This is a genomic window from Saccharopolyspora terrae (assembly GCF_004348435.1).
GTDB classification, from domain to species: Bacteria; Actinomycetota; Actinomycetes; order Mycobacteriales; family Pseudonocardiaceae; genus Saccharopolyspora; species Saccharopolyspora endophytica.
In genome coordinates this window covers 1-24,825 of sequence record NZ_SMKS01000049.1, presented here as the reverse complement: position 1 = coordinate 24,825, position 24,825 = coordinate 1, and the positions used below count along the sequence as shown (strand labels likewise).

The 24,825-nt window shown below is 70.5% G+C and carries 21 protein-coding genes; 11 read left to right on the top strand and 10 right to left on the bottom strand.

The annotated features are described in order from the left end of the window. Positions 1 to 72: 72 nt before the first annotated feature. Positions 73 to 849, bottom strand: coding sequence for an SDR family NAD(P)-dependent oxidoreductase (locus E1181_RS22875; RefSeq protein ID WP_235876967.1), 777 nt, complete (start codon positions 847 to 849; stop codon positions 73 to 75). Beyond that, on the bottom strand, positions 846 to 2,432 hold the full coding sequence (locus E1181_RS22870; RefSeq protein ID WP_235876966.1) for a long-chain-fatty-acid--CoA ligase: 1,587 nt from the start codon (positions 2,430 to 2,432) through the stop codon (positions 846 to 848). Before E1181_RS22870 ends, E1181_RS22875 begins: the two co-directional genes overlap by 4 nt. Positions 2,433 to 2,652: 220 nt before the next feature. On the opposite strand from E1181_RS22870, the gene E1181_RS22865 reads away from it, so the two are divergent. Both E1181_RS22865 and E1181_RS22860 read left to right on the top strand, forming a co-directional pair. Beyond that, positions 2,653 to 3,870, top strand: coding sequence for an MFS transporter (locus E1181_RS22865; RefSeq protein WP_132677713.1), 1,218 nt, complete (start codon positions 2,653 to 2,655; stop codon positions 3,868 to 3,870). A gap of 116 nt (positions 3,871 to 3,986) precedes the next feature. Further along, positions 3,987 to 4,610 (top strand): HNH endonuclease family protein, encoded by a 624-nt coding sequence (locus tag E1181_RS22860; RefSeq protein ID WP_132677711.1) that lies wholly within the window; start codon positions 3,987 to 3,989, stop codon positions 4,608 to 4,610. 46 nt (positions 4,611 to 4,656) lie between these two features. On the opposite strand, the gene E1181_RS22855 is transcribed toward E1181_RS22860, so the two are convergent. Together E1181_RS22855 and E1181_RS22850 are read right to left on the bottom strand one after the other, a co-directional pair. Beyond that, positions 4,657 to 5,637: a TAXI family TRAP transporter solute-binding subunit gene (locus E1181_RS22855; RefSeq protein ID WP_132677709.1), complete on the bottom strand. Its 981-nt coding sequence runs from the start codon at positions 5,635 to 5,637 to the stop codon at positions 4,657 to 4,659. Further along, a complete protein-coding gene (locus tag E1181_RS22850) occupies positions 5,627 to 7,687 on the bottom strand; it encodes a TRAP transporter permease (RefSeq protein ID WP_132677708.1) in 2,061 nt (686 codons plus the stop codon). Before E1181_RS22850 ends, E1181_RS22855 begins: the two co-directional genes overlap by 11 nt. Before the next feature lie 155 nt (positions 7,688 to 7,842). On the opposite strand from E1181_RS22850, the gene E1181_RS22845 reads away from it, so the two are divergent. Next, a complete protein-coding gene (locus tag E1181_RS22845) occupies positions 7,843 to 8,463 on the top strand; it encodes an L-threonylcarbamoyladenylate synthase (protein WP_132677706.1) in 621 nt (206 codons plus the stop codon). 27 nt (positions 8,464 to 8,490) lie between these two features. On the opposite strand, the gene E1181_RS22840 is transcribed toward E1181_RS22845, so the two are convergent. Beyond that, entirely contained in the window at positions 8,491 to 9,603 is a 1,113-nt protein-coding gene (locus E1181_RS22840; protein ID WP_132677704.1) for an LLM class flavin-dependent oxidoreductase, read from the bottom strand. Positions 9,604 to 9,952: 349 nt separating this feature from the next. Here E1181_RS22840 and E1181_RS22835 point away from each other — a divergent pair, with 349 nt between their 5' ends. Next, positions 9,953 to 10,156: a cold-shock protein gene (locus E1181_RS22835; protein ID WP_125088080.1), complete on the top strand. Its 204-nt coding sequence runs from the start codon at positions 9,953 to 9,955 to the stop codon at positions 10,154 to 10,156. Positions 10,157 to 10,300: 144 nt separating this feature from the next. Here E1181_RS22835 and E1181_RS22830 read toward each other — a convergent pair whose 3' ends face one another. Then, entirely contained in the window at positions 10,301 to 10,858 is a 558-nt protein-coding gene (locus E1181_RS22830; protein ID WP_132677703.1) for an FABP family protein, read from the bottom strand. Positions 10,859 to 10,988: 130 nt separating this feature from the next. Here E1181_RS22830 and E1181_RS22825 point away from each other — a divergent pair, with 130 nt between their 5' ends. From E1181_RS22825 to E1181_RS22815, 4 genes are all read left to right on the top strand, one after another. Next, entirely contained in the window at positions 10,989 to 11,519 is a 531-nt protein-coding gene (locus E1181_RS22825) for a hypothetical protein (protein ID WP_132677702.1), read from the top strand. A gap of 406 nt (positions 11,520 to 11,925) precedes the next feature. Next, a complete protein-coding gene (locus E1181_RS32615; protein WP_268952363.1) occupies positions 11,926 to 12,051 on the top strand; it encodes a hypothetical protein in 126 nt (41 codons plus the stop codon). A gap of 188 nt (positions 12,052 to 12,239) precedes the next feature. After that, complete coding sequence (locus tag E1181_RS22820) at positions 12,240 to 15,395, top strand: arabinosyltransferase domain-containing protein (RefSeq protein WP_132677701.1); 3,156 nt, start codon at positions 12,240 to 12,242, stop codon at positions 15,393 to 15,395. A gap of 188 nt (positions 15,396 to 15,583) precedes the next feature. Beyond that, positions 15,584 to 16,504: an AEC family transporter gene (locus E1181_RS22815; protein WP_132677700.1), complete on the top strand. Its 921-nt coding sequence runs from the start codon at positions 15,584 to 15,586 to the stop codon at positions 16,502 to 16,504. A gap of 7 nt (positions 16,505 to 16,511) precedes the next feature. On the opposite strand, the gene E1181_RS22810 is transcribed toward E1181_RS22815, so the two are convergent. Genes E1181_RS22810 through E1181_RS22795 form a run of 4 tightly spaced genes read right to left on the bottom strand, consistent with a single transcriptional unit; the run spans position 16,512 to position 21,433 of the window. Continuing rightward, positions 16,512 to 18,788 (bottom strand): molybdopterin-dependent oxidoreductase, encoded by a 2,277-nt coding sequence (locus tag E1181_RS22810; protein ID WP_132677699.1) that lies wholly within the window; start codon positions 18,786 to 18,788, stop codon positions 16,512 to 16,514. 58 nt (positions 18,789 to 18,846) lie between these two features. Next, positions 18,847 to 19,671, bottom strand: coding sequence for a hypothetical protein (locus E1181_RS22805; RefSeq protein ID WP_235876965.1), 825 nt, complete (start codon positions 19,669 to 19,671; stop codon positions 18,847 to 18,849). A gap of 56 nt (positions 19,672 to 19,727) precedes the next feature. After that, positions 19,728 to 20,486 (bottom strand): CoA-transferase subunit beta, encoded by a 759-nt coding sequence (locus E1181_RS22800; RefSeq protein ID WP_132677698.1) that lies wholly within the window; start codon positions 20,484 to 20,486, stop codon positions 19,728 to 19,730. Between the two features lie 8 nt (positions 20,487 to 20,494). After that, complete coding sequence (locus E1181_RS22795; RefSeq protein ID WP_132677697.1) at positions 20,495 to 21,433, bottom strand: CoA transferase subunit A; 939 nt, start codon at positions 21,431 to 21,433, stop codon at positions 20,495 to 20,497. Positions 21,434 to 21,552: 119 nt separating this feature from the next. Here E1181_RS22795 and E1181_RS22790 point away from each other — a divergent pair, with 119 nt between their 5' ends. The 3 genes from E1181_RS22790 to E1181_RS22780 all read left to right on the top strand — a co-directional run. Next, on the top strand, positions 21,553 to 22,446 hold the full coding sequence (locus E1181_RS22790; RefSeq protein ID WP_132677739.1) for a LysR family transcriptional regulator: 894 nt from the start codon (positions 21,553 to 21,555) through the stop codon (positions 22,444 to 22,446). A 99-nt stretch (positions 22,447 to 22,545) separates the two neighbouring features. After that, positions 22,546 to 23,886, top strand: a complete 1,341-nt coding sequence (locus E1181_RS22785) for an MFS transporter (protein WP_132677696.1) — start codon at positions 22,546 to 22,548, stop codon at positions 23,884 to 23,886. After that, a partial coding sequence (locus E1181_RS22780) for a cyclase family protein (protein ID WP_207922264.1) occupies positions 23,837 to 24,825 on the top strand: 989 nt, incomplete at its 3' end. The genes E1181_RS22785 and E1181_RS22780, both read left to right, overlap by 50 nt.

Genomic DNA, 24,825 nt, shown 5'->3' with positions numbered 1-24,825 from the left:
ACGGGTTGCATAGGTGCGCGATCGGGTGCAATCCCGGAGGTCGTTCGCCGGAGGGGTGAGCAGCTCCGCGGGCTAGAAGTTCACGTAGCCGCCGTCGACGGTGAGCGCGTCGGCGGTGTGGTAGGCGCTGGCGGGACTGGCCAGGTACACCGCCAGCGAACCGAAGTCGCCCGGCTCGCCCCAGCGACCGGCCGGAACCCTCGGCAGCACCTTGCGGTGGAAGGCCTCCGAGTCGAGCATCGGATCGGCCAGCGGAGTGCTCACCCAGCCCGGCAGCACCGCGTTGGCGCGGATGCCGTGGCGGGCCAGCTCGATCGCGATCGAATTGATCATCGACACCAACGCGCCCTTGCTCGCCGCGTACGCCTGCCCGCGCGGCTGGCCCTGCCGGGCCGCCAGGCTGGAGGTGCCCACCAGGCTGCCGCCCTCGCCCTGCGCCAGCATCTGCCGCGCCGCCGCCCGCAGCGTCAGGAACGCCCCGTCCAGGTCCACCCGCGTGACCCGCCGGAACTCGCTGAGCTCGGTGTCGACGAAACGGCTTCCCACGCCGCCGATCCCGGCGTTGGCGAAGCAGGAGTCCAGCCGCCCGAAGGTCTCCACCGTCCGCGCCATCGCCTGCTCGACCTCCTCCTCGTCGCCGACGTCGCAGCGCACGGCGAGCACCTTCCCGCCGTGCCCTTCGAGCTCCCGCGCCGCCGCCTCGTTGCGCTCGGCGTTGGTGCCCCAGACGCACACCGACGCCCCGGCCGCCGCCAGCGCGTCGGCCATCGCCAGGCCGATCCCGGAGTTGCCACCCGTCACCAGCGAAACGTGCCCGGTCAGGTCGAACGGATTGGGCTTCTCGCTCACGGGGTGCCGCCTCCCTGCGGGGTGGACTGCTCGCGGTACTGGCTGCGCAGCGTCGTCTTGAGGACCTTGCCGCTGGGGTTGCGGGGCAGCTGCTCGACGACGCGGATCTGCCTGGGCCGCTTGTAACCCGCCAGACGGGCGCGGCACCAGCTCTCGATGTCCTCGTCGGTCGGCGGATCGGCGGGATCGCGCGGAGCGATCACCGCCAGCGGGGACTCGCCCCACCGCTGGTCCGGGACGCCGATCAGCGCCACCTCGCCGACCTTGGGATGTCCCGAGAGCGCTTCCTCGACCTCGGCGCAGTAGATGTTCTCGCCCCCCGAGATGATCATGTCCTTCTTGCGGTCCACCACGTAGATGTAGCCGTCGGCGTCCTGGCGCACCAGGTCACCGGAGTGGAACCAGCCGCCGCGGAAGGCCTCCGCGGTCTCCTCCGGCTTGTTCCAGTAGCCGCTCATCACCGTCGGTCCCCTGTAGACGATCTCGCCGACCTCGCCGGGGGCGACGTCGTTCATCTCGTCATCGACGATGCGCACCTCGACGTTGAGCAGCGGCGTTCCCACCGAACCGATCTTGCGCAACGCGTCCTCGGCCCGCAGCGCCGTGGTCACCGGGCTGCACTCGGTCTGCCCGAACACGGTGCTCAGCTCCGCCTGCGGGAACGTCGCCATGATCTGCCGCAGCAGCGTCGTCGACGCCGGTGCCGCGCCCCAGCTGATCCGCCGCAACGCCGAGAGGTCGTGCTCGGCGATGTCGGGCAGCGAGCAGATCGCCTGCCACTGGGCGGGCACGAAGAAGCAGCCCGAGATCCGCTCCCGCGCGAGCATCTCCACGGTCTCGCGGGGATCGAACCGCCCGGAGGAGGACAGCACGATCCGGCCGCCGCGCAGCAGCGGACCCATCAGGCCCGACACCCCGGCGATGTGGAACAGCGGCACCCCGACCAGGTACACCCTGTCGTCCTCGGAGACCCCGTTGTGGATCAGCAGGCTGCAGGTGTGCATCAGCAGGTTGTAGTGGGACAGCACCGCGCCCTTGGGGCGTCCGGTCGTGCCGGAGGTGTACATGATGAACGCGGGGGAGTGCAGGTCCACGTCGAGCTCGTCGTGCTCGGACGAGGCCGCAGCCAGCGCCCGCTCGAAGTCCGCCGACTCCGCACCCGCGTCGCCGCCGCCGACGACCAGCGCGAACCGCGTCCCAGGGGCCTGCTCGCGGGCCTCGGCCACGGTCTCGGCGAGGAACGAGTCGGTGATCACCGCGCTCGCTCCGCTGTCGGTGAGGGCGTAGGCGATCTCGCCGGCCACCAGCCGGAAGTTGACGGGCACGCAGATCGCCCCGATGCGCGAACCGGCCACGAACGCCTCGATGGTCTCCAGGTGGTTGAGCGTCGCGACCGCGAACCGGTCGCCCGCGCCCAGCCCGCGGTCGCGCAGCGCGTTGGCCAGCCGCGTGACCCGGTCGTCGAACTCGGCGTAGCTGCGGGAGATCTCGCCGTGCCGCAGCGCGATCTCGTCGGGGATCTTGCGGGCGTGGCGCGCGAGCTGGTCGCTGAGCGTCATGCCTTGGCCGGGCTGTGCGGACATCGTCACCTCGCCGTTGAGGGGATGGGCCAACTCATCGTGCGGGCGCGGCTGGAGGCGGTCAAGGCGAGGACTGTGCCTTTTGTCCACCCCGGCGTAATGAACTTCACGCTGCGCGAAGGGGTTTCGGGGCTTCCGGTTGTTCCAGGCCTGGTCTCCGACGTGCAAGGCTGATCGCGGAGCAAGTGGTCGAGCCAATGTCGCGGCGAGGTGTCAACGGAGAGTGACCGAGAAAGAGCAGCCCTTCGAGCTGAGAACCGTTGCCCTCGCGGCCTTCGGCCCCACCCTGCTCTTCGCCACCGGCGAGGGCGCGATCCTGCCGATGATCCCGCTGGTCGCCGCCGACCAGGGCGCCGGACTCGGCGCGCTCGGCCTGATCGCGGCCATGATCATGGTCGGTGAGCTCGTCGGCGACCTGCCCAGCGGTGCGCTCGTGCACCGGCTCGGCGAACGCACCGCGATGATCCTCGCCTCGCTGGTGTCGATCGCCGGACTCCTCGGCTGCTACTTCTCCACCAACCCGTGGCTGCTCGGCGCCGGCGTCTTCCTCGTCGGGCTGTCCACGGCGGTGTTCGCGCTGGCCAGGCACGCGTTCATCACCACCAGCGTTCCGCTGCGCTACCGGGCCCGGGCGCTGAGCGTGCTCGGCGGGCTGTTCCGCGCCGGCTACTTCATCGGCCCCTTCGTGTCCTCGCTGGTGCTGGTGATCAGCCCCGAGAAGCGGTCGGTGTTCCTCATCCACGTCGGCTTCGCCGTTGCCACGCTCGTGCTCCTGCTGTTCACCGGCAACCTCACCGGCGCCGACGATCCCGGCAGGCGCGAAGCCCACCACGGCCTGCTGCCCACCATGAACCGCCACCGCGGCGTGCTGCTGCGGATGGGCTCCTGCGCCGCGTTGCTCGGCGGGCTGCGCGCCTCCCGCAACGTGATGCTGCCGCTCGTGGCCGTCGCAGCCGGGCTCCCGCCATCGACCACGGCCCTGGTCATCGGCATCGCGGGCGGCGTCGACTTCGCGCTGTCCTACTCCTCCGGGCAGATCATGGACCGCTGGGGACGGCTGTGGGCGGCGGTGCCGTCGATGACCGGCCTGGCCATCGGGCACGCGCTGCTGTTCGTGGTCACCGACGTGCCCACCTTCGCGGCGGTGGCGGTCCTGCTCGCGCTGGCCAACGGCACCAGCAGCGGCATCCTGATGACCCTCGGCGCCGACCTCGCCCCGCACCCCGGGCCGGCGCCGTTCCTCGGCGCCTGGCGCTTCACCGGCGACTTCGGCCAGGCCGTCGGACCGCTGGTCGTCTCCGGTCTCACCGCGCTGGCCGGCGTCGGGATCGCCGGTGCCGGAATGGGACTCCTCGGATTCCTCGGCGCCGGGCTGCTGCTGCGGTACACGCCGCGCTACGTGCCGCGGCAGCCGGCGCTGGGCCTGACGGGTGATCGTTAGCTGGGACACAGAGCCCACGTGGTGGAGTGATCGCTGGACACCCCGGATGATCGAATTGGTCGAACACCTCGCCGAGAAGGGGGAGTCGGGTGTCGGCTAGCAAGAAACCTGTCTGGATGTCGGTCGTGGCGGCGGTGCTGCTGGGCGCGATGTGGCTCGTCTTCGAATCCGGGCTGCTCGATTCGAAGGTCAGCGCGGCGACCGGTCCCGCGAGCGACCAGCTCGCGCAGCTCGCGGTCGCTCCGGCCGGCTCGATGACCGGGTACTCGCGGGAGAAGTTCAAGCACTGGATCCCGCAACCGGACGCCGGGAAGAACTGCAACACCCGCGAAGCGGTGCTGGCCCGCGACGGCCAAAGCGTCAAGGCCAACTCGGCGTGCGAGGTCACCTCAGGCTCGTGGACGAGCCTCTACACCGGCGAGAAGGTCGCGCAGGCCAAGGGCGTGGACATCGACCACATGGTTCCGCTGGCCAACGCCTGGCGCAGCGGCGCCAGCAAGTGGGACGACGCCAAGCGCCAGCAGTTCGCCAACGACATGAGCCTGCCGCAGCTGGTCGCGGTGGACTCCAGCTCCAACCGCAGCAAGGGCGACCAGGACCCGTCGACCTGGAAGCCCACCGCCCAGGGCCAGTGGTGCGTCTACGCCACGGACTGGATCACGGTGAAGAAGAGCTACGACCTCTCCGTCACCGACGCCGAGAAGAAGGCGCTGACGGAGATGCTCGCGACCTGCAAGTGAGTTGCGCGGGTGGAGGATTGGGCTCGGCTTCCCCCACCCGCTGCGCTCAGCCGCCCAGGGCCTGCTTCGCGCCCGGGTGCAGCGGCACCGGGTCGCTCTTGGTCGCCTGATCGCGGTTGATCTGCTTGGCGGAGGGGTGCACGGCCTCCAGGTCCGCCTTGCGGTCGAACAGCAGCTTGGTCACCGCGCAGGCGTTGTTGGCCGCGAAGTCGTCCCGCACCACCAGCAGGTTCGGCACCTCGACGGTGGGCACGTCCGCCGGAAGGCCGTAGGTCGCCGCCGGGATGGTGCCCTGCTCGTAGACCGGGCTGATCTTGTTCAGCTCCGGTAGCAGCGGCGTGATGTCGATGAACTTCACCGCACCGCCCAGCGTCGTGGTCAGATCGGTGATCTCCGGCGTCGGCAGCCCGCCCGACCAGAACAGCCCGTCGATCGTGCCCGACTTCATGCCGTCCACCGACTTGCCCAGCGCCAACCGCTGCGCCTGGACGTCGGCGCCCGGGTTCAGGCCCGCGGACTCCAGCAGCCGGTTGGCGATCACCTCGGTGCCCGACTTCGGCGACCCCGTCGAGATCCGCTTGCCGCGCATGTCCGCGACGCTGTTGATGCCCGAATCCGCCTTGACCACCACGTGCGTGGAGTTCGGGTAGATCCTGCTCAGCGCCTGGATCGACTGCTGCCGGCCGTCGAAGGCACCCTTGCCCGCGACCGCGTCGGCGGCGGTGTCGGCCAGGGTGAAGGCGATGTCGTAGTCTCCGGCCACCAGCTGCTGGATGTTCTGCACCGAGGCGCCGGTCTCGGCGGCCGTGGCGCGCAGCTTGGTGTTCTGGCTGATCACCTGCGCCAGGCCACCGCCGAGCACGTAGTACACGCCGCCGGTGTTGCCGGTGGCGATGGTCAGCCGGCCGTCACCGGCCTCGCAGGACGCCGCCTGCCCGGTGGGTGCTTCCTGGACCTGCTTGCCGCCGCAGCCGGTGAGCACCAGCGCCGCCGCGGCCGCGGTCGCCAGCAATGCCTTAATCCGCATCGAGCTCCTCCTTGAACTTCGCCTTGCGGCGCAACACCAGCTGGGCGAGCAGGCCCAGCACGCAGAAGCCGAGCCCCACGGCGATCACCGGGGGTTCGAGGTAGAGCAGGCACAGCGCGCCCGGCGCGAACAGCACCCGCACCGGGGTGGGCACCGGGCCGAACAACCAGCCGCCGGTGACCACGCTCAACGCGCCCACCGCCACGACCGACACCGCCAGCACCCACAGCACGGTCACCGCATCGGCCTGCAGCAGCAGCGCCGCGCCGTTGTCGGTGAGCACGAACGCGATCGGCACCAGGAACGCGGGCAGCGTGTACTTCCAGGCCTGCATCATCGTGCTGATCACCCGGCCGCCGGTGATGGCCGCGGCGGCCACCGCCGCCAGCGCCGTCGGCGGCGTGACCTCGGACAGCACGGCGTAGTAGAAGATGAACATCGCCCGCTCGGCGTCGGCCACCCCGAGCGCGCCGAGCGCCGGGCCGATGACCACCCAGGCGATGATGAACGACGCCGTCACCGGCACCGCCAGGCCCAGCACCCCCACGGCCAGCGCCGAGAACGCCACCGTGAGCACCAGGATCACGGTCGGGTCGGACGAGAGCGCGTTCGCCGCCTGCACCAGCGCGTCGGCGAGCTCCTGGCCGAGGCCGGTCTTGGTGATCGTCGAGGTGATGATCCCGGCGGCTGCGCACACCGCCACCACCGGCAGCGCCCCTCGCACCCCGAGCGACAGCGCGTCGACCATGCTCCGCGCCCAGTCCAGCACCGCCCGGCCGGGACCGCCGGTGGCGCGCACCAGGTTCGAGACCAGGGCGAACAGCGCCGCCACACCGGTGGCGTAGACGACGGCGGCGAACGGCGGGATGTTCATCGCCAGGAACACCACGATGATCGCCAGCGACAGGAAGTGGTACCCGCCGCGCAGCAGGATCCGCCACGCGCTGCCGTGCTCGGTGTCCACGGCCCGTGCGCCGAACCGCCGCGCGTCGGCCTCCACCGAGAACACGATGCCCAGGTAGTACAGCAGCGTGGGCACGCACGCCCAGATCAGCACTGTCAGGTAGGAGGTCTGGAGGTACTCGGCGATGATGAACGCCGCCGCGCCCAGCGTCGGAGGCGACAGGATCGCCCCGATGCCCGAGGCCGCGAGCAGACCACCGGCGTTCTCCTGCGGGTATCCGGCGCGGCGCAGGATCGGCCAGGTGATCGATCCCAGGCTCACCGCCGTCGCCGTGCCCGACCCGGACACGGTGCCGAGCAGGAAACCCGACAGCACAGCGGTGCGGCCGGGAGCGGTGCGGGAGCGCTTGAAGGCCGCGAAGGAGAAGTCCACGAAGAACTGCCCGGCGCCCGAGGCCGACAGCACCGCCCCGTAGAGGGTGAACAGCACGATGTAGGAGGCCGCGACGTCGAGGGGAGTGCCGTAGAACCCGCTGGCGTCGTTGTAGAGCGCGTTGACGATCTGGCTGAAGTCGACCCCGGCGTGCGCGATTCCCCAGTGCTGCGGGAGGAAACCGCCGTAGTAGGCGAAACCGACGAAGGCAGCGCAGATCACCGGCAGGATCCAGCCGGTGGTGCGCCGGGTCGCCTCCAGCACCAACAGCAGCAGCAGCGATCCCGCGAGGACGTCCAGACCGGACAGGCTGCCCTGCCGGTCGAGGAACGCGTCGAAACCGCCCGAGCCGAACGGCAGCACCGGGTAGAAGCCCACCAGCAGCGCGAGCGCGGACAGGACCCAGTCGTACCAGCCGGGGTCGTCGCGCTCGCCGGAACCGCGCCTGCCGCCGGGGCGGTAGGACAGGAACACCAGCGGCAGCGTGCATCCGAGGAAGATGACCAGGTAGAACTGGTTCCCCTTGGTCAGCGGGAAGAACACCTGCCGGAGCACCAGCAGCGCCACCGCCAGGGCCGTCAGGTAGACCAGCAGTTCCGGTCGGTGGGAGAGCCGGCGGGCCGGTTTCTCCTCGTCGTGGGTCGCGGCGATCTCGCCGGGATCGGTGGTGTCGTCGGGGATTTCCTCGTGATCAGGCCGCGTCGCCCGGCTCATTCTTCGCCCTTTCGGCCCGTTGTGCTCCGGCGGGTTGTAACCGAGGTCACTTCCCGGGGCAACAGGATGCGCGGGCGAACGGGGGATGTCTACAGATCGACCCGCCGAGTTCGGTTGCGCTTGGCAACCGTGGCACGGCTCCTATGCTGGTCCGCATGGCGAAGTACTTCGACGTTCATCCGGACAACCCGCAGCCGCGCTCGATCGGGCAGGTGGTGGACATCCTCCGGGACAACGGACTCATCGCCTACCCGACGGATTCCTGCTTCGCCCTCGGCGCCCAGCTGGGCAACAAGGACGGCATGGACCGGATCCGCACCATCCGCCAGCTCGACGACCGGCACCACTTCACGCTGGTGTGCCAGAACTTCGCGCAGCTCGGCCAGTTCGTGATCATCAACAACGCGGTGTTCCGCGCGATCAAGGCGTCCACGCCCGGCAGCTACACGTTCATCCTCCCCGCCACGAAGGAAGTCCCGCGCCGGTTGCTGCACCCCAAGAAGAAGACCGTCGGCGTGCGCATCCCCAACCACGTCGCCGCCCAGGCCCTGCTGGCCGAGCTGGGTGAGCCGATGCTGTCGAGCACCCTGCTCATGCCGGGGGAGGAGGAGCCGATGACGCAGGGCTGGCAGATCAAGGACGAGCTGGACCACGTCCTGGACGCGGTCATCGACTCCGGTGACTGCGGTGTCGAACCCACCACGGTCGTCGACTTCTCCACCGACGAGCCCGAGGTGGTGCGAGTCGGCGCGGGAGACCCTTCGCGGTTCGAGTAGCGGAATTCCAATCGGCGGCTTCCGCTCTCAGCTCCGCTCGGCGAGCGGGAGCCGGATCCCCTTGGCCTCCAGGCGCGGCAGCACTTCGGCGACGAAGTCCTCGAGTTCGCCGACGTAGTCCAGGAACGCCAGCGTCATGCCCGAAAGGCCCGCCTGGGCGTAGCGCTCGATCTCGTCGGCGACCTCCTGCGGAGCGCCGATCAGCGGGCAGGTCCCGTGCCCGGCGGCGAAGCGGGTGCGCAGCGTGTCCATGATGTCGTTGGCGAAGGACTGGGCGTACATGCCCTGCAGCCGCATCAGCTCCTCGACGGCGTCCCAGTCGGCGTTCTCCTCGGCGTAGTGGTGCAGGAACTCCTCGGCTTCGGCGCGGGTCTTGCGGCAGACCACGAAGGCCGGCGCCATCACCCCGACGTCGCGGCCGTGCCGGGTGCGCGCGTCCCGCCGCAGCTCGGTGACCACTTCGGAACCGTGGCCGGGGTCGCTGAGCGCGGTGAAGACGAAATCGGCGTTGCGCGCGGCGAAGGCGCGGCCCTGCGGGCTGGACCCGGCGTTGATCAGCGGCAGCGTGCCGTTGACCGGCTTGGGCGTGGCGCCGACTCCTTCGAGGTCGAAGAACCTGCCGGACAGGTCGAACCGGCCCTCCCGGGTCCACAGGGCTCGGACGTGGTCCCACCACTCCTGCGCGAGCGCGTAGCGGTCGTCGTGGGATTCGGGCAGTTCCAGGCCCATCGCCCGGTATTCGGGCTCGTTCCAGCCGGCGACCACGTTGAGCCCGGCCCGGCCTTCACCGATGTGGTCGAGCGTGGCGAGCTGCTTAGCGCTGACCACCGGGTGGTTGAAGGCGGTGTGGACGGTGGCGAACACGGTGATCCGCCGGGTGGCGGCGAGCAGTCCCGCGGCCCAGGGGATGGGCTCCAGAACGCTCTCGTGGAAGCCGGATCTGCCCGGATAGCCGATGAATCTGGCGATGGGCAGGATGAAGTCGATCCCGGAGTCGTCGGCGAGGCGGGCGAGCCGGAGGTTGTCGGCCCAGCTCGCACCCCACCTGTCGGCGACGTTGGTGATGGCGAGACCGCCGGAGCAGTTGGGGGAGAAGAGGCCGAGCTTGAAGTCCCGGCCGGTGAGCAACGTGCTGGACATGGTTCTCCTCATTCGATTGTGAATGGATTTCACCTCGAACAGGAGGGCGGGGACAAGATCCTCTTCTTCCCGGAACAGCGTTCCCGCACGCGCTCGGCCTACCGAGAAAAATGTGACGCCGGTCACGACACGGCCGGGCGATAGAGGCAGACGTGTCCACGAGGGACCGTGTAGTGTTCCTGGCGGTCGTATTTTTCTGGGGTCGTGTTCGCGCACACTCGCAGGATGGTGATGCGAGCGTGCTGCTTTCTGGTTGTAGCTGGACAAGTCGCCGTTCGATCCGCGGCCCAGGCCGTCACGCAGTGTGACGGTCTGATGTAGTACCGGCTCCCAGAAGGAGAGAGCAAGCATGGCACAGGGAACCGTGAAGTGGTTCAACTCGGAAAAGGGCTTCGGCTTCATCGCCCCGGACGACGGTGGCCCGGACGTTTTCGTCCACTACTCGGCCATCGACGCCCGCGGCTTCCGCAGCCTTGATGAGGACCAGAAGGTGAGCTACGAGGTCAGCCAGGGCCCGAAGGGCCCGCAGGCGGCCGACGTCCGCGTCATCTGAACACGGCGTCTCACGTAATACCGGAACGAACTGCCGATTGAGGTAGCCGTTCCACTTCAGAGAGCCGGTCACACGGCCCGCAGACAAGAAGCCCCGCACCTCGGAAACGAGTGCGGGGCTTCTTGCCGTTCAACCCGAGTGGTCTCAACCGCCGGAGCGCACCCGGTGCAGGGTCGCGGAGACGTGCGGGGTCATCGGCTCGCCGACCATCGCCCGGCTCTCGGCGTAGTCCAGGACGTCCCCGCGCAGCGCGTAGGAGCGTTGCGCGGCCCGCACGTCCTTGGCGGTGGCCGTCGCCAGCACGGTCTCCGTCTCCAGCGTCCAGAGCCCCGGTTGCGCGCTGCCGTAGAACAGTTCGAGCAGGCCCGTGGCGTGCGTCAGCAGCAGTTCCATCCGTCCCTCGGCGCCGGGGCGCCACCAGCCGGTCTCCCAGGCGGCCGGGCGCAGCACCTGCCCTTCGGCGTCGAGCAGCCACGCCTGCGCCTGGTGCCGCAGGAAGGGGCGTCCGTCGTGGGAGATCGTCACCTGCTGGCCGAAGCGGAACGGGCCGTCGATGGTCGGGTAGTCCACCTCGCCCTCGCCGCGCCACGCGCCGACCAGCTCCCGCAGCGGCGCGCACGCGTCGTGCAGCGGCGGACCGCTGCTGAGCTCGGTGGTGTCGGCGGGGATCGGCAACCGGGTGAATTCCTCGGGAGTGCTCACCCCGGCAGCCTAGAAGCCGGTGCGAGCGGCGTTCGCACCGACACGGCGGGGCGTACCGGGATCTAGGAAATCCACAGTGGACATTGCTCGTGGTAGGTGGTCGGCCTTGTCGCCACGGGCGGCGCTGTGCTTGTCTTCGAGTGTGTACCGGATCTACTGCTTCGAGAAGCTCGCGGTGACCGTGGAAGGCGTCGACTTCGCCGACCCGGCGCTCGCCGATGAACCCGACGTGCGCGAACGGGGCGTTCGCCTCGAGCTGCGCGGCCTGTCGGAGTCCGCCGAGGCCGGCTCGATCTACTCCTCCAGAGCGGCGTGGCTCAGCCGCGGCATCTGCCGCTTCGACCTGCTGGAGTCGCGGCCGCACGCGGCCGACCGGATGCACTGGCACCCGGAGATGTCCGATGGCGAACCCGGCGAGCGCGTCTTCGACGCCGAGCTGTCAGCCGACCCCATCGCCTGGATGGCGCGGGCCCTGCGCGACGTCGGCCCGCTCCTGCGCCGCGCGGGGCTGGATCCTGCCGCGCACGCCGGCGACGTGACCGCGATGGCCGAGTCCGCGGGCGAGATCACCGACGTGGTCGCGAAGATCCTCGCCGAAGCTCGCAAACCGTGGCCCGAGGTGACTCGGGACGAACGCGGATTGGCGCAGATCAACATGTGACCCCGTTGCATCACGCATAACGGTTCTGAGCGGAACGTGAATTCCGAGCGCTTTTCGCAATGCTTTCCCAAGAGGGTGACATCGGTTAACCGGTTGCGAAATGTCCGCATGAGGGGAGACGGCTTCGGCCGGGTGGCCGTCTGGTCCCGAGACCGGATCTCCCGCATGCGGGCAGCTCACCAAGGCCCTTCGTCGCACGCCCCGAAGGGCGCCGACTACTCCGTTAGCGGGTCGGCGGGATGACTGAACGTGATCGGAGGTATCCGAGGGGTGGCGTGGTCGGTCATTTAACGGCCGGTTATCGTTTGTGCAACGGCGCTGCCACCCGACGGGTTGAGCATTTCCCCATGAGAAGCAGGTAGTCGGGTCCAGTGGATCGGGCGCCGCCGAGAAGAGGAAACCTCCCATGGTGCGTGCTGTCGGAACGTTGGCCGTCGTTGGTGCCGGAGTCATCGGGTTCTGGGTCGGATACCTGTTCGACGCCCGGCGCAACCCGATGACCGGTGATGTGGAACCGGCCCTCGCGGCCTGATCCTCCCGCTCGTTCCACGGTGGCCGGTCCGCTCGTCGGTCCGCGGCGGAAGCCGGGTGACGAGGATGCGCCCTCGACGCTCGCCTGACCACGCAGGCTCCCGGTTCTTCACCCGCCAGGGGTAAGCGGACCGTCGTCACCGTTTAAGCTCTGCGAGGAGCAGTCCTGCGAGGTTAGGTGGCGAGCGCGTGAGTCAGCGTTCGACGCGGTTCACGCGTCGCGACCCGGCGCGGCGAGGCGCGCGCATCGTGGCCGCGGTACTCGGTTTGCTGTCAGCGCTGCTGGCGGTCGCGGTACCGCTTCTCCCGGTGAACCACGACGTCACCACCCTGAAGTGGCCCACGGCCGAGGGCACCCGTTCGGTGTCGGCCCCGCTGCTCACCCACGAACCCCTCTGGCTCAACGCCACCGTGCCGTGCGCCGCGGCCCGCAGCCTCGACGAGCGGATCAACGGTGCGGGCGAGCTGCTGGCCACCAACGCGCCGTCGGGTGCCTACGGCGGCCTGACCGGCATGAACCTGCAGATCGACAACGGTCAGGTCAGCTCCTTCTCGCGCGGTCACCAGATCGGCTCGGCGGCCCTGCCGGCAGGGGACTGCGCCATCACCGTCAACTCCGACGCGGGGGAGACCCGCGCCGACATCGCGGGCGTGCCGCTGGGTTCCGCCGGCGGCGACCAGCGGCCGCAGCTCACCGGGATCTACTCGCAGCTGGACGACCAGCGCGACGACGTGCGCGGACTGGACTTCCAGGCCGGGGTCGACACCCGCTTCGCCACGACTCCGACGGCGCTGAAGACCACGGCGATGGTGCTGGCCGTGCTGTGCTTCATCGGTTCCCTGCTCGCGCTGCGCAAGTTGGAGATCCGCGCACCCGTGCGGCGGTTGCCGGTGGGCTGGTGGCGGCTGGGAGTGCGCGACGTCGTCGTGTTCGCCGCTCTCGCGGTCTGGTGGCTCATCGGCGCCATGACCGCCGACGACGGCTACATCCTGACGATGCTGCGCGCCGCCCCCGACGCCGGTTACGTCACCAACTACTTCCGCTGGTTCGGCAACCCCGAATCGCCCTTCGGCTGGTTCTACGAGATCTACGCGCTGTGGGTGCACATCTCCGCGGCCACCCCGTGGGTGCGGTTGCCCGCGCTGTTCCTCGGCGTCGTCAGTTGGCTGCTGCTCAGCCGCGGCGTGCTGCCGAGGCTCGGCCAGCAGGTCCGGCGCAGCGAATCCGCTGGATGGGCCGCCGCCGCGGTCTTCCTCGCGTTCTGGCTGCCCTACAACAACGGTCTTCGGCCCGAGCCGGTCGTGGTGCTGTTCTTCCTGCTCTCGGTGTGCGCCGTGGAACGCGCCGTGGCCACCGAGCGGCTGACCCCGGCGGCGCTGGGACTGCTGGCCGCGGCCCTGGGGCTGGGCGCGAACCCGCACGGCATGGTCGCGGTGCTGCCGTTCCTCGCCGCGGCCAAACCGCTGCTCCGGCTGCTGTGGCGGCGCATCCGGGAGATCGGCGCGCTGCCCGTGCTGGCGCCGATCGCCGCGACGGGTCTGGTGATCCTGGTCGGGGTGTTCTTCGACCAGACGCTGCAGTCGGTGCTGGACTCGGTCGAGCTCAAGACCGAGTTCGGCCCCAACGACTCCTGGTACGAGGAGCTCGGCCGCTACGAGAAGCTGTTCGACAAGTGGCCGGACGGCTCGCTGACCCGCCGCTTCCCGGTCCTGCTGCTGATGCTGTGCATCGCCGCCAGCGGTGTGGTGTTCCTGCGCCGCGGCAAGATCCGCGGAGCCGCCGTAGGCCCGAGCAGGCGGATGCTGGGCATCGCGGTGCTGTGCTTCGTGGTGCTGGCCGCCACCCCGACCAAGCACACCCACCACTTCGGCGTGTTCGCCGCCATCGGAGCGGTGCTGGCGGCGCTGACCGCGCTGGCCACCAGCGCCGCCGTCCTGCGCTCCCGCCGCAACCGGGCCGGGTTCTTCGCCGGGTTGATGGTGGTGTGCGCGTACTCGGTGACCGGCACCAACTCCTGGTGGTACGTCTCCGGCTGGGGCGTGCCGTGGTTCGACAAGGCGCCCAGCCTCGACGGGCGGCACGCCAGCACCGCGTTCCTGGTCATCGGGTTCCTCGCCCTGGTCGTCGCCTTCATCGAGCACGTCCGCCACGGCGAGCCGCCGGTGGTGACCCCGACCGCGCGCAAGCGCGTGCTGAGCCTGGGTGCCGCGCCGCTGACGATCACCTGCGCGCTGTGCCTGGTCGGCGAGGTCGGGCTTTTCGCCGTCGGCATCGAGAAGCAGCGCGGCAGCTACAGCCTGGGTCCGGACAACGTCAAGCAGATCGCCGGGAGCAGCTGCGGGCTGTCGGACTACATCAACGTCGAAGCCGACCCGCGCCGCGGAGTGCTCGCCCCGTCGGGCGACCAGCCGCGCACGTCCAGCGATCCCGCGCAGCCGACCGACTACCTGCGCGCCGAGCAGCAGGGCTTCCACCGCTTCGGCTATCCCGGCAGCCCGCAGTTCACCCCGCCGTTCGGCTACGGCGGTGACGACGCGCCGGTCTGGGGGACCTTCGACGCCGACGCGACCGGCACCGGCGAGATCCGCACCCCGTGGTTCGACCTCCCACCGCAGGCCACCGAGGGCACCACGCCCGTGGTGCTGCAGTTCGCCGGCTCGTCGACCGGTGGGAACTCGCTGCGGGTGGAGTGGGGTCGTGAGCTCCCCGGCGGTTTCGAGGTCAGCGGTCACCGGGACTTCTCGCTCAACAGCGGTGCCTGGCAGGACGTGCGTTTCGACGCCCCCGGAGCTCAGAAGGCGCGGATCGTGGCGGCCGACCAGCGCGACGACGAGGGCGGGTGGTTGGCGTTCAGCGCCCCTCGCGTACCGGTGCTGACCACGATGACCAACCTGATCGGCAGCCAGCCGACCTTCGTGGAGTGGCCCGCCGCGCTGGTGCACCCGTGCCTGCAACCGGCGAAGATCCGCAACGGCGTGTTCGAGATGCCGCGCTTCCGGATCGCGGGCGGCGGCATCATGCGCGACATGGGGCAGACCTGGTCGGCCCCGGGCGGCGGCGGCCCGTTCGGCTGGCTCAACGTCGGCGCCAGCGTTCGGCAGCTGCCCGCCTACCTGCGGGGAGCGCCGAACCGGGACTGGGGAGCGATCTACGTGGTCGACCCGTACAACCCGGACACCGTCGGTGCCGAGGCGGCGATGCAGGTGCGGAGCGAGACGCACTGGGGCGACTGGAGCCCCGGCCCGCTCACCGACGCCGTCAAGCTCCCCGGCCGGGTGCCCACCTCCGACGGCCGGACCGACCTGCGCCCTGTGGAACCGGCGATCACCGGCAACGAGAGCTGACGGCCCGCACCGCGTCGTGGTGTGAGAGTGGCCATTCGGACAGCGCACCACCGGTGGTGATCGATTAGGATCGCTAACGGGTCGGCGCCCGGGCGATGACGCCGCGGTGAGCGCCGAAAACCGCGTTGAGGAACCGCAATGGCTTCGCGCGCCTCCACAGTGGACCGCGTGCCGGGGGTGGAGGCGTCGTGTCGGGTGTAATCCAGGGCTTCGGCGTCATCGGCGCCATCGTTCTGGTCGGTTACGTGCTGGGGCGGACCGAGGTGCTCGGCGACAACGGCCGCGACGTGCTCGCCAAGATCTCCTTCTACGTCGGAACCCCGGCGCTGCTGCTGCAGATGCTCTCCGAGTCCGACGTGCGCGTCCTGTTCTCCGCTCCGCTGCTGGTCACGGCGCTGAGCACGTTCGCGGCGGCGGCGCTGTTCGTGCTGGTGGCGCTGTGGCGGCGCTGGAACATCCGGCGCACCACCATCGGCGCGCTGTGCTCCAGCTACGTCAACGCAGGTAACCTGGGCATCCCCGTGGCGGTCTACGTCCTCGGCGACGCGACGCTGGTCGCTCCGGTGATGCTGTTCCAGCTGCTGGTGATGACGCCGATCGGGCTGACCGTCATCGACTTCGCGCAGGCCGAGGAGAAGACCTCGGCCTGGTCGCGGCTGCTGGCGCCGTTCAAGAACCCGATCGTGATCTGCTCGCTGCTGGGCGTCTCGCTGTCCCTGCTGGGCTGGCGCATCCCCGGGCCGGTCTCCGAACCGCTGACGCTGCTCGGGCACCTCTCGGTGCCCGCGGTGCTGCTCGCCTTCGGCGTGTCGCTGCGCGGCTCGCAGCTCCCGGCGGGCGGAGCCGAGCGGTGGCCGGTGCTGGTGTCGGTCGGGTTGAAGTCGTTCGCGCACCCGGTCATCGCCTGGGCGATCGGCGCGGGGCTGTTCGGCATGGAAGGCGCCCCGCTGTTCGCGGCGGTGGTCATCTCCGCGCTGCCCGCCGCGCAGAACCTGTTCGTCTACGCCTCGCGCTACAACGTCGGCGTCCGGCTGGCCCGGGAGTCGATCCTGCTCTCCACGATCCTGTCGGTCCCGGTCCTCGTCACGGTCACGGCGCTGCTGGGCTGACCCTCGTTCAGGCCCGGTGCAGCGGCGGTGGGGTGTGGGCGGTGACCTCGGGCAGCGGACCGGTGAAGGGCTCGACGTCGACGTGGGTGCGCTGACCGGCGCACCCCTGCGACAGGCGCGAGGCGGGGACGTCCTCGGTGAGGACGTTGGGGTTGCCGTGCGCGCACAGCTCCTGGCCCGGGTGCTGCGGATCCGGCTGCGGATCGAACCACGCGCCGGTGGGCAGCACCGCGACACCGGGCCGCACCCGGTCGCTGATGCGGGCACCCGCCAGGCACGAGCCCCGGTCGTTGAACACCCGCACCACCGAGCCCTCGGTGATGCCGCGCGCGGCGGCGTCGTCGGGGTGCAGCGTGATCGGTTCGCGGCTGGCCACCTTGGACTCGCGGCTGACCGCGCCGACGTCGCCCTGCCCGTGCAACCGGGTCGGTGGCTGGTTGGCGATCAGGTGCAGCGGGCCGCGACGCTCCTGCGGAAGCCAGACCGGGTGGCCCGGGCAGTCCTCGTAGCCGAACGACTCGACCTTCGCCGAGTGCAGCTCGATGCGTCCGCTCGGCGTGTGCAGCGGGTCTCCCTCGGGATCCTCGCGGAACCGCACCAGCGGCGGGTTCTCGGGCATCGCGGGGAGCCGCAGCTCACCGTCGGCCCAGAAGGTGTCGAAGTCCGGGAGCTCGTGGCCCTGGGCGCGCAGCTGGTCCCGCCACTTGTCGTAGAGGTGCTCCAGCCAGCCCCGGGCGCTGCGCCCCTCGGTGAAGCGCTGCCGCGCCCCGAGCCGTTCCGCGAGCCCGCTGAGGATGCTGAAGTCGTCGCGCGCCTCGCCGACCGGGTCCAGGACGCGGTGCATCGCGGTGAGGTGGGTGTCGCGGCGCCCGGCGCCGAGGTCTTCGCGTTCCAGCGTCGTGGTCGCCGGGAGCACGACGTCGGCGTGCCGGGCGGTGGCGGTCCAGTGCGTCTCGTGCACCACCACGGTCTCGGGACGGGCGAACGCGCGACGCAGCCGGTTGAGGTCCTGGTGGTGGTGGAACGGGTTGCCGCCCGCCCAGTGCACCAGCCTGATGTCGGGGTAGGCCAGTCGCTGCCCGTTGTAGTCGTACTGCGCGCCCGGGTTGAGCAGCATGTCGGCGATGCGCGCGACCGGGATGAACGTGCTGACCGGGTTGGGACCCTGCGGCAGCGTCGGCAGCCACAGCACCGGCCCCTCGTCGCCGACGTCGGCCATCGAACCGTAGCCGTGCCCGAAACCGCCGCCGGGCAAGCCGATCTGACCCAGCATCGCCGCGAGCGCGATGCCCGCCCACACCGGCTGCTCGCCGCCCCGGGCGCGCTGCAACGACCAGGTGACCGTCACCAGCGTCCGCCCGGAGGCCATCCGGCGGGCCAGCTCGCGGATGTCGCCGGCCGCGATCCCGCAGATCGGGGCCGCCCACTCCGGAGTCTTCGGCACGCCGTCGGTCTCGCCCCGCAGGTAGCCGGCGAAGACGTCGAACCCGGTGCAGCAGCGGGAGAGGAAGTCGGTGTCGTGCAGGTCTTCGGCGAGCAAGACCTGCGCCAGGGCGAGCTGCATCGCCACGTCCGTGCCGGGCTCGATCGAGTACCAGCGCCCGCCCGCGGGAACGTCGGCGGTCAGCGGGCTGATCGAGGCCACGGCGACCCCGGGATCGGCCGCCGCGGCGGCGCTGGTGTGCCGGGTGACGCCGCCCGGCGAGACCGACAGGTTCTTCGTCGGCAGCCCGCCGAAGGCCACGATGAGGTCGGTGTGCTCGCGCACCGTCGCCCAGCTGTCGGCGTAGCCGAGGACCGCGGCCGAGCTGCCCACCACGTGCGGCAGCAGGACCTGCGAGGTCCCGAAGCTGTAGTTGTTCCGGGAGGAGGTGTAGCCGCCGATGGTGTTGAGGAACCGGTGCAGCTGCGACTGCGCGTGGTGGAACCGCCCGGCGCTGCCCCAGCCGTAGGAACCGCCGAAGATCGCCTCGTTGCCCGACTCGACCCGCACCCGGTCCAGCTGCGCGGCGACCAGGTCCAGCGCGGTGTCCCAGTCGACCTCGACGAACTCGTCCCGGGCGCGCTGCGAGGACGGCCCCGGCCCACCGGTGAGCCAGCCGCGCCGGATCGCCGGGCGCATCACCCGCGTGTCGTGCCGCGCGACGCCCGGCACGTTGCCCAGCAGCGGCGACGGGGCCGGGTCGTCGGGGTGCGGGCGGACCCGGACACCGCCGTCGGCATCGGCCGTCGCCTGGTAGGCGCCCCAATGCGCGGTCGTCGGCACCCAGCGCTCGGTCGGCATCCGGCTCCTCCCGTGGCCGGAGGTGCTCCGACCTGCGAACTCGTGGTCGGCCCCGATGTTACCGGCGCTCGGAGAACGTCACCGACGCCTCGGCGGAGACCTGATCGGAGCGCACCGACATCGCCCCGTCCTCGTCGCCGCACACCAGCACCGGATCACCGGAGAACACCGGGCGGCGCAGCCGGTAGGACACCGCGGCGAGGCTCCCGTGCTCGCGGGCGAGCTCGGTCATGAGCAGCACCAGCAGCGGTCCGTGCACCACCAGCCCCGGATAGGCCTCGACCTCGCGGCAGTAGGGCTCGTCGTAGTGGATGCGGTGGGTGTTGGCCGTCAGCGCGCTGAACCGGAACAACCGCGTCGGCTCACCGACGAACCTCCGCTGCCACGGCGCGTCGGAGGGCGGGAAGTCGGTGGGCCGCAACCGGTCCGGGCTCTTGGTGTCGGCCTCACCGCTGCGGTAGACGTAGTCCGCCTCCTCGGTGATCCGCAGCCGTCCGTCCTGGCGGAACTCGCGGCGCTCGGTCACGAACGCCATCTCGCCCGAACGGCCCTGCTTGACCGTGACACCGCCCAGTTCGGTGGTCCGCTCGGCGGGGGTGCCCAGCCGCAGGGGCTCGTCGATCGTCAGCCGCCCGCCCGCGAACATCCGGCGCCGGTCGGGCACCGGTGGCAGGAAATCGCCGTTGAGCGGGTGGCCGTCGGGTCCCAGCTCGGAGTGCGGCGGCCAGGACAGGAAGTGCACCCAGTGCCACAGCGGCGGCAGCTCCTCGACCGGCGTCGGTACCTCCAGGACGTTGGCCAGCGCTCGCGACTGCTCGTGCGCCATCGAGTCGTGCTCGACCACGGCCTCCGGTCGCCAGTCCCGCAGAAACTCCTCCAACACCGAAACCTCCTCGTCGACCTTCGAGGTGTCCCGGTCATCCAAACATGCCGGAAGGCTCAGCGGAGGTAGACGCGGGCCGGGTCCACCTCGTGCCGGAGCGTGTCGAGCTCGGCCTCGGTGGGCGGGGTGATGGTGCTGAGGTCGTCGGCGACCTGGAGGTCCCAGCCGGTGGCCTCGCGGACCTGCTCGGCCGTGACGCCCGGGTGGGTGGCCACGAGGCGGAGCTCCTCACCGGCCCCGTCGCGCGCGAGGATCCCGAGGTCGGTGATGACCCGGGTGACGCCCTTGCCGCGCGGGCGGATCCCGTCGGCCAGCGCGCGATCCGGGCCCGGGGAGGTGCAGAAGTCGAGTTCGGCGGTGAACGAGCGGGGGTCGTGGCGTCGCATCACCACGAAGACCTCGCCGGAGTTGGCCATGACCTCCATGGCCCCGCCCGAACCGGGCAGCCGGACCGCGGGGGAGTGCCAGTCGCCGATCACCGAGGAGTTGAGGTTGCCGAAGCGGTCGATCTGCGCGGCCCCCAGGAAGCCGACGTCGATCCGCCCGCCCTGCAGCACGTAGCCGAACAGCGCGGTCATCGGCAGCACGGCCTCCGAACCGGTGATCAGCACCGCGTCGGCGATCGTCTCCGGCAGCTGGTCGGGATGGGCGCCGCAGACACCGGACTCGTAGACGATCTCCACGTCCGGCGCCACCGTCCGCTGCGCCAGCGACACCGCCAGCGTGGGCAGGCCGATCCCGGCGAAAACCGTATTCGCACCGGCGAGTTCGCGCGACGCGACCGAAGCCAGCAGCTCCGACGACGTGATGGACATGATCCTCCTCAAAGCCTGCGGCCGTAGTTGACCGGCTCGCTCCACGCCTCGCCCACGGCCAAGCCCGACCAGCGCTGCTCGCCGAGCTTGGCGACGTACTCGGAGTGGTCGGCCGTGCCGAGCACCCACTCGTCCAGCCACGCCCGCAACCGGTCGGGATCACCGCTGATCCGCGACCACTCGCGGTAGAACTCGCCGTCGCGGTCGTAGTAGCCCTGCACGAACGCCGGGTGCGCGCCGCGCGGGCACTCCACCACCGCGTCCACCGCGTGCGCGGGGATCACCGTGCGGTTCGGGTCGGAGCGGACGACCTCGTCGGCCACCACCTCCTCGACCACCACGATCGCCTTGCGCGCGGCGTAGACCGCCTCGGCCTGGATGCCCGTCAGACCCCAGATCTGGGTGTTGCCGGAGCGGTCCGCGCGCTGCGCCTGCACGATCGTCACGTCCGGGTTCAGCGGCGGCACCACGTAGATCTGCTCCTCGCCGCCGCCGGGAGCGGGATACGGCGAGGTGACCTTGCGGATGCCCGGGTTGATGCCGGGGACGTCGCTGCCCGCGTAGGAGCGCAGCGGGAAGAACGGCAGCCGCTGGGCGCCGGCCAGGTAGCGGCAGATCATGCCGTAGTGGCTGTACTCCTCGAAGGCCAGCGCGCCCGCCTCGACCCGCCGCCGCAGCTCGCCGAGCGAACCGGCCGTGGAGTTGCCGACGAACGAGGAGATCAGCCTGCTCACGCAGTCACCCGCGATGAGCTGGTCGGTGACGACGTCGGCGGTCATCCGCGCGATGGTCAGGTCCCGGCGGCCCTGCCGGATGATCTCGTGCCCGGCTGCTGTCGGGATCAGGTGCGTGAAGCCCTCCAGCGACACCGTGGCGCCGTCGGTGACGAACTCGGCGATGGCGTCCCGCATCGACGTGGTCTTGTCCGACTTTCCGACCTGCGACATCGATGCCCCCAGGGAGTGCGCGGTTCGCCTGCGCATCAGCCTGCCACCCCGGATTGAGACAGGTCCAATACCGAATTAGTGTCAGATCCAGAGCTGAGTCGAATAGATCGGGGATGGGTGTGGAGCTGCGCTACCTGACCGCCTTCGTGGCGGTCGCCGAGGAGCTGCACTTCGGCCGCGCCGCCAAGCGCCTGCAGATGGCCCAGCCGCCGCTGAGCCAGCAGATCAGGCAGCTGGAGAAGGAGCTCGGCGTGCGGCTGTTCGAGCGCAACACGCGGTCGGTGCGGCTGACCAACGCGGGGGAGTCCTTCCTCGAACCCGCGCGCACCGTCCTCGACGACGTCGACATCGCCGTCGGCGCGGCCCGCGCCGCCGGGCGAGGCGAGCGCGGGCGGGTCACCGTCGGGTTCGCCGGTGCCTCCAGCCACGAGGCGCTGCCGGTGCTCACCCGGGCGGTGCGCGCCGCCCACCCGGGCCTGGAACTGGTGATGCGCGGGCAGACCTACGCCGACGTCGCCCTGGCCAAGGTCGCCGACGGGACGCTGGACCTCGGATTCGTCCGGATGCCGGTCAACCAGCCCGGCGTGAACACTCGCGTCATCGAGGTCGAAGAGCTCATCTGCGCGCTGCCCACCGACCACCGGCTGGCCGAGCTGGACCGCGTCCCGATCGCCGAACTCGCCGACGAACCCTTCGTCAGCTTCCCCTCCAACGCCGGGTCCACGCTGCGCGACGCGCTGGTCAAGGCGTGCGTGGCAGGCGGATTCACCCCGCGCGTGGTGCAGGAGGCGCCCGACTCCTACACGATCCTCGCCCTGGTGGCGGCCGGTGTCGGCGTCACGCTGACGCTGACCTCCTGCCAGCACATCCAGCAGACCGGTCTGGTCTACCGCGAGCTCGCGGGCCAACCGACCCGCTTGCGGGCCGCGCTGGCCTGGCGCGAGGACAACACCAACGCCGCGCTGCACACCGTCCTCGACATCGCCGAAACCGCCCTGCCGACTCCCGATTGATCTGAACGACGTCTGAGCGGGACGTTGAATTCGTATTGGACGCCTCCGCGTTCGGCCTGCCACCGTTGCTGCGATCAAGTCCGGTTCAAGGGAGAACTGATGAGCAGCGCGCGCACGGCGAACCGTGCCGGGGTGGGGGCCTTCATCGGCTCCACCATCGAATGGTTCGACTTCTACATCTACGGCACGGCCTCCGCGCTGGTCTTCGACAAGGTCTTCTTCCCCGAGCTCGACGGTGCCCTGGGCACGCTGGTCGCCTTCGCGACGTTCTGGGTCGGCTTCCTCGCCCGCCCGCTCGGCGGCATCATCTTCGGCCACGTCGGAGACCGGTTGGGCCGCAAGAAGACCCTGGTCATCACCTTGCTGATGATGGGCATCGCGACCACCGCCATCGGACTGCTGCCCGGCTACGCCGAGATCGGAGTGTGGGCGCCGATCCTGCTGGTGTGCATCCGGATGGTGCAGGGCATCGGGCTCGGCGGCGAGTGGGGCGGCTCGGTGCTCATCGCCTCCGAGCACGCGCCCAGGGGCAAGTCCATCCTCTACGGCGCCTTCGCGCAGCAGGGCTCGCCGGTCGGCAACACGCTCAGCACCGTCTGCTTCCTGCTGATCAGCAAGCTGCCCGAACCCGACATGCTCACCTGGGGCTGGCGCATCCCGTTCCTGGCCTCGGCCGCACTGGTCGTGGTGGGCCTGTTCATCCGGCTCCGCGTCACCGAATCCCCGGCGATGGAACGGCTCATCCAGGCCAAGAAGACCTCGAAGCTGCCGGTGTGGGAGGTCGTCCGCTCGCACCCGGGACTGCTCGCGCTGGGCATCGGAGCCTGCACCATCGGCCTGTCGGCCACCTACTTCAAGTCGACGTTCGCGCTCGCCTGGGCCACCAGCGACCTCGGGTTCGCCAAGACCGACTTCCTGACGATCATCCTCGTCGCCAACATCGCGCAAATCCTCGTGCAGCCCTTCGGGGCCGTGATCGCCACCAAGATGCGCAGCCTGTCGCGCGCGGTGACGTTCATGCTGCTCCCGGAAGTCGTGCTGCTGCCGCTGATGTTCGTGCTCATCGGCACCGAGAACTACTGGCTGGCCATGGTCGGCGTCGCGGTCGCCACCGTGCCGCACTGCCTGTACTACGCGGCGATGGCCGGGATCCTCGCCGGCCGCTTCCCGGCCGAGGTGCGCTACACCGGACTCTCGCTGTGCTACCAGCTCTGCGGCACGCTGCTCGGCGGAACGACCCCGGTGGTGGGACAGTTCCTGCTCAGCGCGTCGGGCTCGATCAACGTCGTCATCGCCTACGCGCTGTTCCAGGTGCTGCTCACGCTGGGCTGCATGCTGTTGCTGCTGCGCCGGCCCAGTCATGACGAACGCGACAACCCGGGAGGCGAAGGTGACCAGAGCACGCTGGATCCGGCGGCCGGAAGGGTCCAACTGGGGTGACTTCGGCCCCGGCGACGCGCTGGGCCGGATGAACCTGCTGACCCCGCAGCGGGTCCGGGCCGCGGTGGCCGAGGTGCGCGAGGGCATCACCCACGCGTTGAGCCTGCCGCTGACCCTGCCCGGCGGGAACGGGTTGAACCCCAACCGGTTCCCGCCGGTCCTGCGCCCCACCCGGCGCTTCGGAGAGATCAACTTCAACTACGAGCTGCGCCACAAGGTCGAGGGCGCCACCGACGTGCTCTGCGACGACCTCGCCGTGCTGCACCTGCAGTACTCGACGCAGTGGGACTCCTTCGCCCACGCCGGGGCGCTGTTCGACGCCGACGGCGACGAAGTCGCGGAACCGGTGTTCTACAACGGGTTCCGCGCCGGTGAGGACGTCGTCGGGCCGTCCCACCTGGACGACTCGGGGTTCGGCGGCCTGCACGAGCGCACCACCTCCAGCGGCGGAGCGCTGGGCATCGACAACCTCGCGCGCACCGGGGCGCAGGGCCGGGGCGTGCTCATCGACCTGCGCAGGCACCTCGGCGAGGAACGCACGATCGTCGGCTACGACACCCTCGCCGAGATCATGGCCGCCGACGGGGTCGAGGTCGAGGAGGGCGACCTGGTGTGCCTGCACACGGGTTTCGCGCAGCGGCTCGTCGAGATGGGCGGTGATCCCGACCCGGACGTCCTGCACGGCGCGTGCGCTGCACTGGACGGGCGCGACGAGCGGCTCCTGCGGTGGATCACCGACACCGGGCTGAGCGCGCTGATCGCCGACAACTACGCCGTCGAGAACCTGCCGGCGCGCCCGGCCGACCCTCCGGCACCCGCGCTGCCGCTGCACCACCACTGCCTGTTCAAGCTCGGCGTGCACCTCGGCGAGCTCTGGCACCTCACACCCCTGGCGGACGACCTCCACCGCCTCGCCCGCTCCCGCTTCCTCCTCACGGC